Genomic DNA, 15,809 nt, shown 5'->3' on the forward strand with positions numbered 1-15,809 from the left:
CGAAATCACTTCGAATCCCCGAAAATATGCCGGGGTGTTCGCTCTCGGGCTTGCAATATACTGTAGGCTGTGGCTCATTCACGGGCCCGAGAGAGGAATATGAATCGAGTAATTTTCACCAGCGCCTTGCTGGCCACCGTTGTTTCGGCTGCATTTGCTGCACCGTACACGGTCAAGTTCAAGTCCACGAGCGTGGGCCAATCGACGAGCATCAAGTTCTATGGTTCGAGCAAGAACGTGTTTGCCGGCAAGCTCAAGTTTAACAACGTGGCCAAGGGTAGCGACTTCTTTACCGTTTGCGCCGACCTCGCTGTTCAAATCAGCGGCGGTCAAACGTACAACGTGAACAACCAGTTCGCCTCGGCCAGCCCGCTTGGCATCGCCAAGGCCGGTCGCATCGTGGCTAAGCACTTCAATTCGGCAAATACCAACGAAAAGGCAGCTGCGCTGCAACTCGCCGTTTGGGAAGCCATCTACGACACGGGATCGAGCCCCTCGTTCTCGAGCGGTAACTTCAAGGCAACCGTCAGCACCTCGGTGAAGAACCAAGCCTACTCGTACTACAGCGCGATCTCGACGCCCGGCGAAGCCCTTTATCTGAAGGCAACTCCGACGAACTCGGGTCAATCGCAACTCACCGTTGTTCCGGAACCGGCTGCTTTGGCCGCTCTGGTGATCGGCGCAGGCATGATTGTCCTTCGCCGCAAGAAGGCCTAAGCACCTTCAACTCATCCTCAAAAGAGTGTCGCTTTGGCGGCACTCTTTTGTTTTCGTTAACATTTGGTGTACTATGCGAACATGAGGGCTAGGGCTTTTACACTCATCGAACTTCTTGTCGTAATCGCGATCATCGCGATTCTTGCGGCGATTTTGTTCCCCGTCTTTACTCAGGCAAAGGAATCCGCCAAGCGCACCCAGTGCCTCAGCAACATGAAGCAGATCGGGTTGGCGACGATGATGTATGCCGACCAGAACGACGACAACTATCCGGCCTGGGCCACGCTGCAAAACCCGGTGAATGGCGGCACCACCAACTTCGTCAGTCCGGACATCCAGGTGATGCCGTTCATCAAAAACGAGCAGATTTGGACGTGCCCGACCGACCACAAAAAGCGGATGCCCGCTTCCTCGGTGATCTTCCAAGACGGGAAGTATCGCACCAAGGCCATCCCTCGCAGCTACCAGTACGTGGGGAACATCTACACCCGCGAGTTTGGCGCCTCGGGCATTGACCAAAACACGGGGATTACGACTTGGCTCGGCCCGGGTGCTTGGACTTACAAGGGCCGCGCGACGACCGAACTGGAATCCAGTGCCGACTCCGTCGCGTGGGTGGAAATCTGGCCGATCGACGTGAACGACCCGTACGTGGGCGGCATCTGGGGCTCGGGATTCATCGACTGCGATACGTTTAAGCTTGCTGGTCGGACGTATCCTTCGAGTGCACCCAGCGATCAGGCTCCCACCGCGAACTGCACGACGGCTTACACCCGCAAGCACACGCCGGGTCACGCTAATAAGATGGCGAACTACATCTTCGCCGACGGCCACGCCGGCGCGAAGACGTGGGGATTCATTCGTCGGAACGACTTCTACGTCTTTAAGGCGGCGAAGCCGACGACAACCGTCAGCCCGTAAGGTGATCGCCTGGTCTACCTAGTAATGAGGCTTGCCCGGGTTTCGGGCAAGCCTCAATCAGTTTTGCGGACCAGCGTGTGGCTCAATGCCTTGAAAGAATAGTCTCGGACCGGAATTCAAACGGATGTTATCGGAGACTTGGCAGATCCTCGCCTTCTTCGCTTGGAAAAGCGGCTTTCGTTTGTGCGCGAAGCTCTTCAAGGGACACCGGGCGCCGAACCAGGTCTTTCGGGTTCCGGCCCGGCTGACGCGTGAATGCGCCGACGAAGTTGCTCCACCAGGTGAGGACCGTGCCTACAAAAAACATCAAACTGTTAGACGGTTTTGGTGCCTTTGAGTTCTGGCGAGGAGCATCCATTAAGTAGGATTGTTGGCTCCGCTCGCTTGCATTCGCAGGTTCAGGCTCCAAAATGGCAGGCATTTACGGAGTATGGCACCGAGGAGTTTCCGTTTGTCAAGTACTCCTGCCAGGTATAGTTGGACGACGAAAATGGAGGGGTCATATGTCGGTTGAATGGTGGGGTGCTCCACCTGCTTCATTCCGATCCGAGTTTGAGCTCGCCATGCAAATGGTGCAGGCTTGTCACAGCCTCCCGCCACCCACAATCCATCGTTGCTTCAAGCATCTAAGCCAGTTCGATTCTCAGGAATACTTGGTTCGTGTCCGCGAGTTGGTCGCGGGTCCCGGATCGAGCGAAGTTGGGGAGTTTGAGCCGAGCTTGCGGGCGCCCTGGTGGAGAAAGGCAGATTCCTCGGGGGCGACGATTCGTATCGTACCGCCAGCCGTGGCCACCCACAAGGACTCGGTGATCCCAACTCTCCTTCATGAGATTGGCCACGTCGTTGATCGCGAGGTCGTTGGCCGCGGGAAACTACTTTCGTCCCGCAGTCAGCTGTTTTCTCCTCCGGCCAAGATCATCAAGCTCATCTGCCGAGAGATTAGGACAAGCAACGAGTTCCAACTTTGGCAGGGTCACCTCCGTGAAGTCGCCCTATTCGTAGATGCCTGGGCCGATCCATCGATTCAGGATGAATTGACGGAAGCAGATCGAAGGGAGGCGTCTCGCCTTAAACGGAAACTAAAGGTTGCTGAGCGCTACTGCTCCATTCCAGAGTGGTTTGCGAACGAATATGCCCGACATGTCATTGAGCAGGCGTTTGCCCTGGACATCATCTCAACTGCGGACCGCACAAGATTCATGAACTCCTTTGAGTACGAGGAGGACAAAATCTGGGAGCATCACTTCCGAGGAAGTCATGCGCAATCGAGGGCATCCGTGCTCGTGAGGAGTACAAATGGCGAGACAAGGCTCACGAGATACTTTTCGTCCCTCTTCAAAAACATGGAGCTTGCCTAGGCTCATTACCCTTGCCTTGCACACGGTTCGCCGGGTAAAATACCTTCAGTCGTTGATTCGGTGTATTGAAGCTGGAGGCAGAGCGCGAGCAAAGCCGCTTTATTCGATCACGATCTAATCTCTTCAATCAAGGAAAATTTATGGCAAGAGCTAAATTTGAACGAACAAAGCCGCACGTCAACATCGGCACCATTGGCCACGTTGACCACGGGAAGACCACCCTCACCGCCGCTATCACCGGCGTTCTCCAAACCAAGGGCCTCGCAAAGGCGCGCAAGTACGATGAAATCGACAGCGCTCCCGAAGAAAAGGCACGCGGTATCACCATCAACATTTCGCACCAAGAGTACGAAACCGACACTCGGCACTACGCTCACGTAGACTGCCCTGGTCACGCTGACTTTATCAAGAACATGATCACCGGTGCCGCCCAAATGGACGGCGCGATCCTGGTTGTTGCCGGTACCGACGGTCCGATGCAACAAACGCGAGAGCACATCCTCTTGGCCCGCCAAGTTGGTGTTCCGTACATCGTGGTCTACATCAACAAGTGCGACCAAGTCGACGACGACGAACTGATCGAACTGGTCGAAATGGAAGTCCGCGAGCTGCTCAGCAAGTACGGCTTCGATGGCGACAACACCCCGATCATCAAGGGTTCGGCCCGCAAGGCTCTGGACCAAGTTGAAGCTGGCACCGTGGACTACAACGACAAGTACGTCAAGTCGATCACCGACCTGATGGACGCCGTTGATAGCTACATCCCGACGCCGGAGCGCGACATGGACAAGAGCTTCCTGATGGCCGTTGAAGACGTCTTCACGATCACGGGTCGCGGTACGGTTGCCACCGGTCGTGTCGAGCGCGGTACGCTGAACGTCAACACCGAAGTCGAAATCGTGGGCATCACCGATACCCGCAAGACGACCTGTACGGGCGTTGAAATGTTCCGCAAGCTGCTCGACAGCTGCCAAGCGGGCGACAACGTGGGTCTGCTCCTTCGCGGTGTGGATCGCAAGGACATTGAGCGCGGCATGGTTATCTGCAAGCCGGGTTCGATCAAGCCGCACACCAACTTCGACGCCCAGGTCTATGTCCTGTCGAAGGAAGAAGGCGGACGACACACCCCGTTTGTGGCCGGTTACCGACCGCAGTTCTACTTCCGCACGACCGACGTCACCGGTACCATCGATGGCATCAAGGGTTCGGACGGATCGAAGGCTGAAATGTGTATGCCGGGCGACAACGTCATCATGACCATCAACCTGATCGCTCCGATCGCCATGGAAGATGGTTCGAAGTTCGCCATCCGCGAAGGTGGTCGAACGGTTGGCGCAGGCTCGATCTCCAAGATCCACGCCTAAGCCGACTCCGGTCAACGACAAAGCGTCGCCCAACTGGGCGACGCTTTTATTCTAAATTCTCCCAGGATGGAAACCAAGATGGAAACTGAACGCCACATGCGCGTGGCGGCCTACGCCCTGCTTCTCGATGAGCAGGACCGCATCCTCTTGTGCCACCTCTCCGAAGTCACCGACGCCCCCGGATCGTGGACGCTTCCTGGTGGCGGAATCGAGTTTGGCGAGCATCCCCGCGACGCCGTCGTGCGCGAAGTCCGCGAAGAAACCGGCTACGAAATTGAGCTGGACGAAGTCATCGGCGTGGATAGCATTGTGTTCAATGGCTCCGAGCGCCAGGTGCACAGCCTGCGCATCGTCTACACGGCGCGCGTGGTGGGTGGCGCCATGCGGCACGAACTGAACGGCTCCACCGATCGCTGCGAGTGGTTCTCGCTGCACGCACTCAAGGAATTGCCGCTCGTGCGGCTGGTCAACCTCGCCATCGAAATGGCGACCGCTTAGCCCGAAAGTCCCACGCAGCCCGCAAAAGGCCGTATGCTGTCTTTATGAAGCCAGCAATTGCGCTTGTCGTCGCCTCCGCCATGCTCGCCGGATGCCATTTCCACATCGGCAGCGGAGAACAGATCACGGGGTCGGGCAAGGTCAAGTCCGAGAAACGCGCCGCCGACGAGTTCACCCGAATCCGGCTCAACATGCCCGCGTCAGTCGAAGTCGAAGTCGGCAAGACGCAACTCGTCGAAATTTCGGCCGACGATAACATCCTGCCCAAGATCACCTCATCAGTCGGAAGTGGCGAGTTGCGACTGGACCTGAAAAACGGCTCCTACACCAACAGCACGATCCGCGTGAGGATTCAGGTGCCGAGCCTGGAGGCCTGCGAGATCAATGGCGCGGGCACCATCAACATCGTAGGGCTCAAAGGCAGCGAGTTCCGAGCCAAAATCAACGGCTCCGGAGCGGTCACCGCCGCTGGCGCGGTCTCCTCAACGGACTCCAACATCAGCGGGTCGGGCACGATTGACCTGCACGGAGTGAAGTCGGACAATGCCGACACCCACATCAACGGTTCGGGGAATATCTTGCTGAACGCCAGCAAGGTGGTGGATGCGAAGATCAACGGTTCGGGCAGCGTCGAGGTCGCGGGCGGAGCTCAGATTAACGAGAGCATCAACGGCTCGGGCGTGGTCACGAAGAAGTAACCACCCGATACTCGGTGCCGAGCGGATCGCGAGCGAGCAATCCAAGGTCGATCATTTCGCGCCGCAACAGCGCGTGGTCGTCAAAAGTGTGCCAACGCTTGATGATCTCGCTCACCGCTCGCTCGTGGTAAACCTCAGCCGCGTCGAACTTGCCCACGAGCCAATGGAGCGCCGCGATCTGCAGGGCGCGACGATGACGGCTCGGCCATTCTTTCAGGCGGCCCGCTTCATCAAAGTATCGGTCGAGGGTTGGCGTTTTCATGGCTAAGAAATAGGAGCGGTCCACCGAAAGATCGGTGGACCGCAACCAGTTGTGTCGGAGTTGAAACTACTTCAGCTCGACCTTGGCGCCGGCTTCGACAAGCGCGGCCTTCATCTTTTCGGCTTCGTCCTTGCCGACGCCTTCCTTGATGGTTTGCGGAGCGCCGTCTACGAGGTCCTTGGCTTCCTTGAGGCCGAGACCGGTCATTTCGCGGACAACCTTGATGACGTTCAGCTTGCCTGCACCAGCGTCGGTCAGAACGACATTGAATTCGGTCTTCTCTTCGGCTGCAGCTGCGCCGCCACCGTCGCCACCACCCATCATCATGGGCATGCCCATCATGGGAGCAGCGGCGGTTACGCCGAACTTGTCTTCGAGAGCGGTCTTCAGTTCGCTCAGTTCCAGGGCGGTCATGCCGCTAATCGTTTCAACGAGTTTTTCAACAGTAGATGCCATTGTCTTGGTTACTTCTTAATTTGGTTGGTCGTGGCCTTGGGGGCGGGGAGGAGAGAAACTTAGTTGCCTTCGGCGACCTTGTCGGCCACAGCGCCAATCGTGCGGATGGGCTGAGCGTAAAGGGCCTCGATGACGCCCACAACATTCGTCAGCGGGGCGGCAATCGCTCCGATAACTTGTGCAATCAGGATTTCGCGGCTTGGGAGCTTGCTGAGCGCTTCGACTTGCTTGGCATCAAAGGTCTTGCCTGCGAACAGGCCTCCCTTGACGGCTAGCTTCTTGCTGCTCGTCACAAAATCCATGAGGATCTTGCTGCACTCGGCTTCGTTCTCGGTAAAGAACGCTACGGCCGTCGGTCCATTGTGGAATTCATAGGGCAACTGCGCGACGATTTCTTCGCCGGCCGCAATGCGGAAGAGCGTGTTTTTGATAACGTGAATGTCGCCACCCTTGGCCTTAAGATCGCCACGGAGCTTTTGCATCTCCTTGACGGTCAGACCTCGGTAGTCGGCAAACACCATACCAGCGGCACCTTGGTACCACTCACGCGCCTGATCGATTACGGCTGCTTTTTCTGCAGTTGGCATAGTTTTGTCAATGAAAAAGCCTCTGGACGGGTAGAGTCCAGAGGCTTGGTGGCGAGCGATCGCCGAAACCTTCTAACTTTTCCCCCTCGGCAGGAAATTAAGGGCGAACCCTCCTGCTGTCTTCAGAGCTTTTCGACTATTGTACCGCTTGGAGCGGGGCAGGCGCAAGGGGGGCGGTTTAGCTGGTCCAGTCTTGAAGCAACTTGAGCAGCTCGTCAAAGTTGAATCTCCCGTCTTCAAGCAGTTGAATCATGAGGCCGTGGGCTTCGCGACTCCGCACGCGAATGGCCGTCCCGTTCATGCGCAAGAACACGTCGGTGGTGGCGAGGGCGACACGCTTGTTTCCGTCAACAAACGGATGGTACTGCCAGAGGCTTTCCCACAGCGCAGCTGCTTCTTCGAGGAGGCCAGGGTAGTAGCCCGATTGCGGGCGCGCCAAGGCCGCTTGGATCAGTCCCTTGTCACGGATGCCCGTCGAGCCACCCTGCCGCTCAATGAGGAAGTCGTGCAACGCCAACACCTCGTCGAGGGTTGGGTACAGAAACCTCATTGAGCCAGCAGTTTGTAGAGCTCTTCGTTATCGCGGTAGCTGTCCTCAAAGTGTCGCAGCACAAATGGACGAACGCCCACGCCGCTCTCTTTGACAAGGTAGTCGGCAAGGGCCTCTTCAACCACCATCTGGAGTTGCTTGCCCTCGGAGGCGGCGTACTCGCGCGTCCTGGCGAGGAGCTCTTCGCTGACCTGCGTCGCAAATTTTTGTCGCTTTATCTTCCCCATGAATCCTTCGACGCTCACTGCCCAATAAATGTTTCATGAAACATCATGATATTTCTTGATGGTTCCACATTTTAGGTGCTTCCGCGAACTTTGACGACCAATTCCGTGGACAGCAGGAACGCCACCGCTGCCACCGTGAAGGCGATGGTGTAGCCTTGGCCCTTTCCCAGAGAGCGGTTAAGCGCCTCGATTCCGAAGCCGAGCCCGCCGCTGATGATCTGCGGCGCGACGCTGGCCATGCTCCACACGCCCATCTGTGCGCCGGCCTGATTGGGATCGGGCAACACGTCGCTGACGAGGGCCCAGTCCGCGCTAAGGTACATGCCGTAGCCAATGCCAAACACCGCCGCCGCGCCAAGCAGCACCGCCTGCTGGTGCACGAAAATAAACAGCACGATGGCGACCAGCATGATGTAACCGGACATGCGGACCGTGCGCTTGCGTCCCTTCATGCGGGAGGATACGAGCGCCCCCACGATGCCGGTGACGGCGATGATGAGCGCGATCATCTGCGTGAGTTGGCCCGCGGCCTTCGCCGCGTCTGGCCCCGGATTCACCACCACGTCTTGCAGAAAGTATTGGATGTACGTGACGATGATGTAAAACCCAAACGCATTGAGGAACCGCGTAAACCACACCCAAAAGAAGTCGCGGTCGCGCCACGGCTCGCGCCACGCCGCAAAGAACCCGACTTTGGTCTCGCTGGCCGCGGGAGCCAACGAAACCGCGCCGGCAACCGTGCGCTGCACGATGATGGCGGCGAGAATGTGGATTACGCCGAGCCCGATGTAGATGAGCTCGGGCTTGCCCACCGCCTGAGCATAGAGGGCGATGGCCACCTGGGCCGCGCTGGTCATGACGCCATAAGCCGCGCTGGCTTGGCCTCGATGCTCGGCGGGCACCAAATCGGGGATCATCGCCTGATAGGGCCCTTGGCCAAGGTCGTCGGCCACTTGGAGCAACAGGTAGCCAATGATAATCATGGGCACCGAGCGCGCGCCATAAAGCATGATCAGCGCGATACACGTGGCGGCCGCGGCGATGCCGATCATGCGACTTCGCGCGCCGACTTTGGCTTCCAGTCGGTCGGTAAGGAACCCAAACAGCGACGGACCAAACACGCCCCAGCAGGCGCCAATCATGACGACAGTGCCCCACGTCGAGCCCTTTTCGCCGCCCGGAACCAGGTCTCGAACCTGCCCCGGCAACACGACAAGAAGCAGAATGAACCACTTGGCACTGGTGGCAAACCAATAGGCGCTAAGGCCGTAGTACCATGACCAACGATTGGTGAACGCGCTCACAGCCCCATTGTGCGCAACTTTACCGGCCCGTAACCATACCGCCAGTGATCGTGCGCGTTTGTGCGGCGACCGCAGTTTCTACCAGGATCAGCCGATCGGTCGGGTGGCATATGACCCGTGAATGGAATGGATGAACATTGTTGGAATGGTTGTTGGGGTCGCGGGAATCACGGGTCTTTCGACGCTGATTAAGGATTCGCTTTCGCCGCCCGAACCCTAGGGCGTCATAATGGAGAGGTGAAGTTTGACTCCCCCTTTCTCGAATCTCTCGCAGAAAAGGTTTTAGTTTTTGATGGTGCGACGGGGACCCAATTCCAAATGGCCGGTCTCAATCGCGACGACTTCACTCTCAAATCCCGACCCCACTTATCCCCCGCCGTCAACGCCGCCGCGGAACGGCTGGCGGGGGAGTTTCTTGAAGGCTGCAACGAGATTTTGCCCTTCACTCGGCCCGACGTAGTGGCCGACGTCCACCGCAGCTACTTTGCCGCCGGTTCGGACATTGCCGAGACCAACACGTTTGGCTCAACCAGCATCGTTTTAGCTGAGTACGACATCGCCGAACTGGTCTACGAGGTGTCGCTGGCCGCGACTCAGGTCGCTCGCGGAGTGGCCGACGAGTTCACCGATCGCCGCCGGTTTGTCGCGGGTGGGCTCGGTCCGGGCACAAAACTCGTCACGCTCGGGCAAGTCACCTTCGACGAGCTGGTCGCCACGTATGGACTCTCCTTTAAGGGCTGCCTCGATGGCGGCGCCGACGTGCTGCTGTTGGAGACGCTGCAAGACCTCTTGATGGTGAAGGCCGGGCTTGTGGCCGCCCGCAACGCGATGCAGGAAACCGGCCGCTTGTTGCCAGTTATTGTGCAAGTTACCGTTGAGCAGACTGGTACTTTACTCCTCGGCTCCGAGATCAGCGCGGCTCTGAACATGATCGAGTGCTTCCCGGAGGTGGTGGCGGTCGGTATGAATTGCGCCACCGGCCCCGCCGAGATGATGCCGCACATTCGGTTCCTCGGCCAAAACTCCACGCGCCCCTTGAGCGTGCAACCCAACGCCGGATTGCCGATGATGGAGAATGGTCAGGCTGTGTATAAGCTTTCTCCGGGAGAACTTGCTGATTTCCATGAGATTTTTGTCGCCGAGCATGGCGTGGCGCTGTGCGGTGGTTGTTGCGGCACGACGCCCGATCACATCCGCGCGGTCGCGCAGCGCGTGGGTGGTCGCGCGCACTCGTCGCCCGCGCACTGGATGCAGGTCCGCAACCTCTATCCTGGGTTCGACTTCGACATGTCGAGCCAGGAACGCGCGGAGGGCCTCAAGCTGGTTGGCTCGTCTAGCCTCTACCAGTTCCAGCCTTACCAGCAAGATTCCAGCTTCCTGATCGTCGGCGAGAAGACCAATGCGAATGGCTCGAAGGCGTTCCGCGACATGCTCGCCGCCGAGAACTGGGACGGCCTGACCGAACTCGCCCGCGAGCTGGAGGGCGAGGGTTCGCACATGCTCGACGTGTGCTGTGCCTACGTGGGCCGCAACGAGAGCTCGGACATGCGCGAACTGCTGAGCCGCTATAACCAGCACATCACCGTGCCGATCATGATCGACTCCACGGAGGCGCCGGTGGTGGAGGAATCGCTCAAGATGCTCGCCGGAAAGCCGCTAATCAATTCCATCAACTTTGAGGATGGCGAGGACCGCACCCAGCGTGTGCTGGGCCTTTGCCGCAAGTACGGCGCGGCGGTGGTGGGTCTGACCATCGACGAAGATGGCATGGCGAAAACCGCCGACAAGAAGGTCGAGATCGCCCTGCGAATTCTGGATCGAACCCGCGCGGCGGGCCTCCCCGACCACGACGTGTTTATCGACGCCCTGACCTTTACGCTCGGCTCCGGCGATGAGGAGTTTCGGCAGGCGGGCATCGAAACCATCGAAGCGATTCGCCGCCTCAAAGAACTGGCCCCGCGAGTCAACACCACCCTCGGCATTAGCAACATTAGCTTTGGCCTGCGACCGGCCGCGCGCCAAGTGCTCAACAGCGTGTTCCTGCAGCGATGCCTCGAAGCCGGCCTCACCAGCGCAATTGTGCATTTTAGCAAAATCAAACCTCAGGACCGGATTGATCCTGAGGTTTGGCAGATTGGCGACGACCTGGTTTACGACCGCCGCAAGTTCGCCGTCGCTACGTAGAGACTACTCGAGCTTAAACTTCACGTTCGCGAACTCGAACTTCATGCCCGCCGTGAGGCCGTCCTTCTTCATCACGCCGGCGCGGAATTCGACGGCGTACATCGCATTGCCCTTGCTGGGCACGCCCGTTTCGTCGTAAGCCTTCATGGTCGTGCCGTTGAGCCCGACCTTCTTGTCGCTGAGGAACATGATGTCGAGGTCAATGCGCGTGTTCTTCATCCAGAAGCTGAGTGCGCCCGCCTTCGGATAGGCAAAGATCATCGCCTCGTCCTCGGCAAGCTCGTTCTTTTCCAGGTGCATGCACCCTTCCATCATCTTGGATTCGGTGTCCATTACGTAGCAGTAGTAACTCTTCTTGTTGACCACCAGCTTCACCACTTGAAGCTCATCCAGCTGATACAAACGAACGGCGTTGTAGGGCTTCTTGCGTGCCTTGAGGCCCTCTTCAATGAGCTTGTCATCAACCGTTGTGGGGTTGGGCGGCGAGCCAGCGGGAGGATCAGCTTTCACGGGATTGGTGGTGGAATTGGTGCCCGTCGGCCCGGTGGGGTCGCCACCGGCTTGCTTGGTCACCGCGGTGACTTTCGCCGGCAGCGGGGCGGGCGTGGACTCGGGTGTTGCGGAGCCACAACCCATGGCAGCAAGGGCAATAAGGGAAGTAATCATGAGATTCGGACGGCGCATTCAGCATAAGTTTAGACGTACCGGCCCGCAAAAGGTTAGGTTCGCCGCGTAGAAATCGTCATGCCCACGATTCTCGTCCTTGGCGATCAGCTATTCGATGGGTTGCCAGGCATGCCGGATGGCCCAGTTTTCATGCAAGAAGACCGGGCGCTGGCCACGGGCATGCGGCATCACCAGCAAAAGGTGACGCTGTTCTTTTCGGCGATGCGGCACTTCGCGGCCGGGTGCGGGCGCGAGGTCCGCTACGTGCGGTGGGGTGAATCCGACCGCGGATTGCTGGAGAATCTTCTCGCTCAGGAGCAGCAAGAGGTGGTGACCTACGAGCCGCACGACGCGGGCTTTGCCAAGCAACTGCGCAGTGCCTGCGCCAAGCAGGGGGTGCGGCTGACCCTACTAGATAGTCCGGGATTTTTGACGAGCGCCGACGATTGGACGCACTGTGCGGCGGGCACGAAGCGTCGGCTGATGGCCGATTTTTACCAAAGGCAGCGGCTTCGTCTCGGCGTGCTGATGGATGGCGATCAACCCGAAGGCGGCCAGTGGAGCTTCGATGCCGACAATCGCAAACCGGTTCCGCGCGGCAAGCGGCCGCCAAGCATCTGGTGGCCCGAGCCGGACGGCGTCACCCAGGAAGTCATCAAGCTTGTGGAGCGCGAGTTCACCGACCACCCGGGCGCGGCGAGCGACTTTCGATGGCCGGTCACTCACGAGGGCGCCCGCGAGTGGCTGAGCGAATTCCTCGAATCCCGATTCGCCGAGTTCGGGCCCTACGAAGACGCGATGCTGAGCGAGGAAGTCATGCTGTGGCACAGCGGCCTGAGCATGCTGATCAACTGCGGCCTCCTCACCCCGCGCGAGGTGGTGGACGCCGCGTTGCAAATGCCCGGCATTCCGATCGCCAGCCGCGAAGGATTCATCCGCCAAGTTATCGGCTGGCGCGAGTTCATTCGGGGCATCGACCGCGACTACCATCAGGCGCAACGGAGCTTCAGCAGCCCGTTTGGCAACTCGCGAAAGCTCGGCTCGGCGTGGTGGGATGGCTCCACCGGGCTGCCGCCGCTGGATACGGTGATCCGCCGAGTGCAGCGGCACGGCTGGTGCCACCATATCGAGCGGTTGATGATCGCCGGGTCGGCCATGCTCATGAGCGACGTGGACCCGCACGAGGCATACCGCTGGTTCACGGAGATGTTCATCGACAGCGCCGATTGGGTGATGGCGCCGAACGTCTACGGCATGTCGCAACTCGCCGACGGCGGACTCTTCGCGACCAAGCCCTACATCAGCGGGTCGGCGTACATTCTGAAGATGAGCGATTTACCGCGCGGTGAGTGGTGCGAGGTGTGGGACGGGCTGTACTGGCGGTTCATCCACCGCAACCGCAATTGGATTGCCGCCAACCGTCGCATGGGACCGGTGGTCGGCGGATTCGATCGGCTCGAACCGCAGCGGCGGGACCGCATTTTGAACCTAGCCGACGAGTTTATTGCCCGGACAACCACGGCGTGAGATCGGGTTCCCAACCGCCAAGGATGCGCTTGCCGAAGAGCGAACAAATCCACTCGGTGGCCATGGTCGCGGTGAGATTGAACTGGTCAAGGGTCGGGTTCACCTCCACCACATCGAGCCCCACCAGATTCACATCGCGAAGCATTTTGCTGAGCAACTCGGCGATCATGTGGCCCTCGCGGTAGGTCAGTCCGCCGCGAACGGTGGTGCCGGTGCCCGGCGCGTAGATGGGGTCGAGGCTGTCGAGGTCGAAGCTAACCCAAAGGTTGCGCGTACCGCTCGCCTCCACCCAACGCCGAATCCCTTCGATCAGCTTGGGAATGCCGTGCTGGTCAATATTTTGCATGGTCAGCGGCAGGCAGCCGGGGAGTTGCGCCATGTGCCGACTCTCGCCGGGATCAACCGACCGGAGCCCGAGCCACGCCACACGGTGCGATTCCAGATGATGCGGACCGGCCAAATCCACCAATTGCTGCCATTGGTCGAGCCATTTTTGGTTCGGCGCGGAACCCGGAGCCAGCCCGAGCAAGGCCGCCAACGGCGTGCCGTGCAGGTTCCCGCTCGGCGAAGTCGCCGGCGTGTTCAGGTCGGCGTGAGCGTCAATCCAAAGCACGGCGAGATCGCCTTGCAGGTGCCGCAACGCCGCGCTGACGGTGCCGAGCGCCACGTCGTGCGAGCCGGCGAGCACCAGCGGCGTGTTACCGCGCGCCAGAACCTGAGCGACCTTTTGCTGAGCGAGTTGGTAGCTCGGAAACGCTTCATCGAACTCTCGCCAACCGCCTGCGGGTGTGTCGGTTTCGGGCACGCTAAAGTCGCCAAGGTCGGAGATCGGGTGGCCGAGCTCGGCCATCGCCGGGATGAGACCCGCCAATCGAATGGCCGCCGGGCCAAGCCGACTTCCGCGCGTGCGCCCGCCTTTGTCAAAGGGCAATCCCAACAATTCCAGCATAAGGAGATTATTCCACCCTGGCGGGGCAGGTAAGTTGGATCGTGGCCTTGCTGGACCTGCTGTATCCGAGCAAATGCGCCCTTTGCCTGCGGCTGGGGCCAGCCGCGCTTTGCCAAGATTGCCGCCGAACGATGCGTCCGCTCGGGAAAATCGCGATCCCGCCGAACGGCGTCATCGTGGCGGGCTGGGCGATCCACACGTATCGCTCGGCGTATCCCGTGGTGCAGGCTCTGAAGTACCACCGGAGCACCTCGTTGGGCCGCACCATGAGCCGCGAATTGATGCTGTTTGCGTCCAAGCACAACCTGCTCGGCCCGGATGACTTGGTGATTCCGGTGCCGATTCACCCGCGCCGCCGCTACGAGCGCGGCTTTAATCAGGCGGAGTATCTGGTGCGCGCGTTCCCCGCCGCGCAGGTTCAAATTGACACGTTGGAGCGGCATCGCTACACCAAGCAGCAGGTCGGGCAATCGCCGTTTGAACGCAGCGAGAACGTCGCCAACGCGTTTACCGTGAACGGCGACCTCGGTGGCCGCGACGTCTTGCTGGTGGATGACGTGTTTACGAGCGGCGCGACGGCTCGCGAATGCGCAAAAACGCTCCTCGCCGCGGGGGCGGGGAGCATTCAAGTGCTGGTCTACGCCGGGAAGTAGAGCTTACTTCGCCGCGAGCGCGGCTTCGACCGCGGCGACGAACTTCTCGTCCGTCGGCTTGAGGCGCGAGCCGAACCGCTGCACGGACTTGCCGTCGCGGCCTACCACAAACTTGGCGAAGTTCCACTCGATCGGAGACTTATCGCCGCTTTGCTCGATCAGCCAGCGATAGATGCCGACCGTGTTGTCGCCGGTCACCTCGACCTTGGCGAACATCGGGAAGGTCACGTCGTACTTCGTGCTGCAGAACGTCTTGATTTCTTCTTCGGTGCCCGGTTCTTGGCCGCCAAAATCGTTGGCGGGGAAGCCAAGCACCACCAAACCTTTATCCTTGTACTTGCGGTAGAGCGCTTCCAGCGCCTCGTATTGCGGCGTGAGACCGCACTTGCTGGCGACATTCACCACGATGAGCACCTTGCCCTTGTACTTGTCGAGCTTCACCGGCTTCTTGTCAATCGAGTTCATCTGGAACTCGTAAATGGTTTTGGCGACCGGCACGAGTTCGGCTGGCATGGAACCCACGCTGACTCCGGCGAGGGCGGCGATTCCTGTAACGGCGGACTTAAGTTTGTCGAGCATGCCCTATTCTACGCGGGTCCGTGCTCTCGTAGTCGCTCAATCTTTTCGGCGAGGGCAAAGTCGGTGTCGGTCACGCCGCCCGCATCGTGCGTGTTCAGGCTGATGGTGACCTTGCGCCACTGAATCAGAATGTCCGGGTGGTGGTCCATGCCCTCGGCGAGCAGGCCCACGCCGGCGGCAAACTGCGAGCCGTGCGCATAGCTGGGAAACTCGTAGATGCGGTGGATCATGTTGTCGCGGAACGTCCATCCGGCGGTCAATTTTTCCCCAATTTGGGCTTCGGTGAGCTTGGTGCGCATGCCTCATTAT

20 protein-coding genes and 1 other annotated feature are annotated in these 15,809 nt (G+C 59.4%); of the genes, 9 read left to right on the plus strand and 11 right to left on the minus strand.

The window, feature by feature from the left end; translation table 11 throughout:
* Positions 1–99 precede the first annotated feature (99 nt).
* Both JNJ45_02855 and JNJ45_02860 read left to right on the plus strand, forming a co-directional pair.
* A complete protein-coding gene (locus JNJ45_02855) occupies positions 100–717 on the plus strand; it encodes a PEP-CTERM sorting domain-containing protein (GenBank protein MBL8047599.1) in 618 nt (205 codons plus the stop codon).
* An 81-nt stretch (positions 718–798) separates the two neighbouring features.
* Complete coding sequence (locus tag JNJ45_02860; GenBank protein ID MBL8047600.1) at positions 799–1,638, plus strand: DUF1559 domain-containing protein; 840 nt, start codon at positions 799–801, stop codon at positions 1,636–1,638.
* Positions 1,639–1,765: 127 nt separating this feature from the next.
* Here the strand turns inward: JNJ45_02860 and JNJ45_02865 are convergent, their stop codons facing one another.
* The gene (locus JNJ45_02865; GenBank protein ID MBL8047601.1) at positions 1,766–2,059 is read right to left on the minus strand and encodes a hypothetical protein; all 294 of its coding nucleotides are present in this window, start codon (positions 2,057–2,059) and stop codon (positions 1,766–1,768) included.
* A 364-nt stretch (positions 2,060–2,423) separates the two neighbouring features.
* Between JNJ45_02865 and JNJ45_02870 the strand changes: the two genes are divergently transcribed.
* The 4 genes from JNJ45_02870 (at position 2,424) to JNJ45_02885 (ending at position 5,556) form a co-directional block, all read left to right on the plus strand.
* Positions 2,424–2,996 carry a hypothetical protein gene (locus JNJ45_02870; GenBank protein ID MBL8047602.1) on the plus strand — a complete coding sequence of 191 codons (573 nt, stop codon included), beginning with the start codon at positions 2,424–2,426 and terminating at the stop codon, positions 2,994–2,996.
* Between the two features lie 140 nt (positions 2,997–3,136).
* Positions 3,137–4,360, plus strand: coding sequence for an elongation factor Tu (gene tuf / locus JNJ45_02875; GenBank protein ID MBL8047603.1), 1,224 nt, complete (start codon positions 3,137–3,139; stop codon positions 4,358–4,360).
* Positions 4,361–4,426: 66 nt separating this feature from the next.
* Positions 4,427–4,858, plus strand: coding sequence for an NUDIX domain-containing protein (locus tag JNJ45_02880; protein ID MBL8047604.1), 432 nt, complete (start codon positions 4,427–4,429; stop codon positions 4,856–4,858).
* A 44-nt stretch (positions 4,859–4,902) separates the two neighbouring features.
* Complete coding sequence (locus JNJ45_02885) at positions 4,903–5,556, plus strand: DUF2807 domain-containing protein (GenBank protein ID MBL8047605.1); 654 nt, start codon at positions 4,903–4,905, stop codon at positions 5,554–5,556.
* Here the strand turns inward: JNJ45_02885 and JNJ45_02890 are convergent.
* The 6 genes from JNJ45_02890 to JNJ45_02915 all read right to left on the minus strand — a co-directional run bounded on the left by JNJ45_02890 (position 5,543) and on the right by JNJ45_02915 (position 8,942).
* A complete protein-coding gene (locus JNJ45_02890; GenBank protein MBL8047606.1) occupies positions 5,543–5,818 on the minus strand; it encodes a DUF2087 domain-containing protein in 276 nt (91 codons plus the stop codon). The two genes, JNJ45_02885 and JNJ45_02890, sit on opposite strands and share 14 nt — an antisense overlap.
* 66 nt (positions 5,819–5,884) lie before the next feature.
* Positions 5,885–6,274 (minus strand): 50S ribosomal protein L7/L12, encoded by a 390-nt coding sequence (rplL, locus tag JNJ45_02895; protein MBL8047607.1) that lies wholly within the window; start codon positions 6,272–6,274, stop codon positions 5,885–5,887.
* Between the two features lie 59 nt (positions 6,275–6,333).
* Positions 6,334–6,861, minus strand: a complete 528-nt coding sequence (rplJ, locus tag JNJ45_02900) for a 50S ribosomal protein L10 (protein MBL8047608.1) — start codon at positions 6,859–6,861, stop codon at positions 6,334–6,336.
* 3 nt (positions 6,862–6,864) lie between these two features.
* Positions 6,865–7,005, minus strand: a sequence feature (ribosomal protein L10 leader region).
* 34 nt (positions 7,006–7,039) lie between these two features.
* Positions 7,040–7,411, minus strand: coding sequence for a type II toxin-antitoxin system death-on-curing family toxin (locus tag JNJ45_02905; GenBank protein ID MBL8047609.1), 372 nt, complete (start codon positions 7,409–7,411; stop codon positions 7,040–7,042).
* On the minus strand, positions 7,408–7,656 hold the full coding sequence (locus JNJ45_02910; protein ID MBL8047610.1) for a hypothetical protein: 249 nt from the start codon (positions 7,654–7,656) through the stop codon (positions 7,408–7,410). Before JNJ45_02910 ends, JNJ45_02905 begins: the two co-directional genes overlap by 4 nt.
* A gap of 53 nt (positions 7,657–7,709) precedes the next feature.
* On the minus strand, positions 7,710–8,942 hold the full coding sequence (locus tag JNJ45_02915; protein MBL8047611.1) for an MFS transporter: 1,233 nt from the start codon (positions 8,940–8,942) through the stop codon (positions 7,710–7,712).
* 318 nt (positions 8,943–9,260) lie between these two features.
* Here JNJ45_02915 and JNJ45_02920 point away from each other — a divergent pair, with 318 nt between their 5' ends.
* Positions 9,261–11,126, plus strand: coding sequence for a homocysteine S-methyltransferase family protein (locus JNJ45_02920; GenBank protein MBL8047612.1), 1,866 nt, complete (start codon positions 9,261–9,263; stop codon positions 11,124–11,126).
* Positions 11,127–11,129: 3 nt separating this feature from the next.
* On the opposite strand, the gene JNJ45_02925 is transcribed toward JNJ45_02920, so the two are convergent.
* Positions 11,130–11,810, minus strand: coding sequence for a DUF192 domain-containing protein (locus JNJ45_02925; GenBank protein ID MBL8047613.1), 681 nt, complete (start codon positions 11,808–11,810; stop codon positions 11,130–11,132).
* Positions 11,811–11,870: 60 nt separating this feature from the next.
* On the opposite strand from JNJ45_02925, the gene JNJ45_02930 reads away from it, so the two are divergent.
* The gene (locus JNJ45_02930) at positions 11,871–13,319 is read left to right on the plus strand and encodes a cryptochrome/photolyase family protein (GenBank protein MBL8047614.1); all 1,449 of its coding nucleotides are present in this window, start codon (positions 11,871–11,873) and stop codon (positions 13,317–13,319) included.
* Here the strand turns inward: JNJ45_02930 and rocF are convergent.
* A complete protein-coding gene (gene rocF / locus JNJ45_02935) occupies positions 13,294–14,268 on the minus strand; it encodes an arginase (protein MBL8047615.1) in 975 nt (324 codons plus the stop codon). The two genes, JNJ45_02930 and rocF, sit on opposite strands and share 26 nt — an antisense overlap.
* A gap of 41 nt (positions 14,269–14,309) precedes the next feature.
* On the opposite strand from rocF, the gene JNJ45_02940 reads away from it, so the two are divergent.
* Entirely contained in the window at positions 14,310–14,921 is a 612-nt protein-coding gene (locus JNJ45_02940; protein ID MBL8047616.1) for a ComF family protein, read from the plus strand.
* Between the two features lie 3 nt (positions 14,922–14,924).
* On the opposite strand, the gene JNJ45_02945 is transcribed toward JNJ45_02940, so the two are convergent.
* Both JNJ45_02945 and JNJ45_02950 read right to left on the minus strand, forming a co-directional pair.
* Positions 14,925–15,434, minus strand: coding sequence for a glutathione peroxidase (locus JNJ45_02945; protein MBL8047617.1), 510 nt, complete (start codon positions 15,432–15,434; stop codon positions 14,925–14,927).
* A 74-nt stretch (positions 15,435–15,508) separates the two neighbouring features.
* Positions 15,509–15,799, minus strand: coding sequence for a 4a-hydroxytetrahydrobiopterin dehydratase (locus JNJ45_02950; GenBank protein ID MBL8047618.1), 291 nt, complete (start codon positions 15,797–15,799; stop codon positions 15,509–15,511).
* Between the last annotated feature and the right edge of the window lie 10 nt (positions 15,800–15,809).

The sequence above is a fragment of the Chthonomonas sp. genome (genome assembly GCA_016788425.1).
Classification (GTDB): domain Bacteria; phylum Armatimonadota; class Fimbriimonadia; order Fimbriimonadales; family Fimbriimonadaceae; genus JAEURQ01.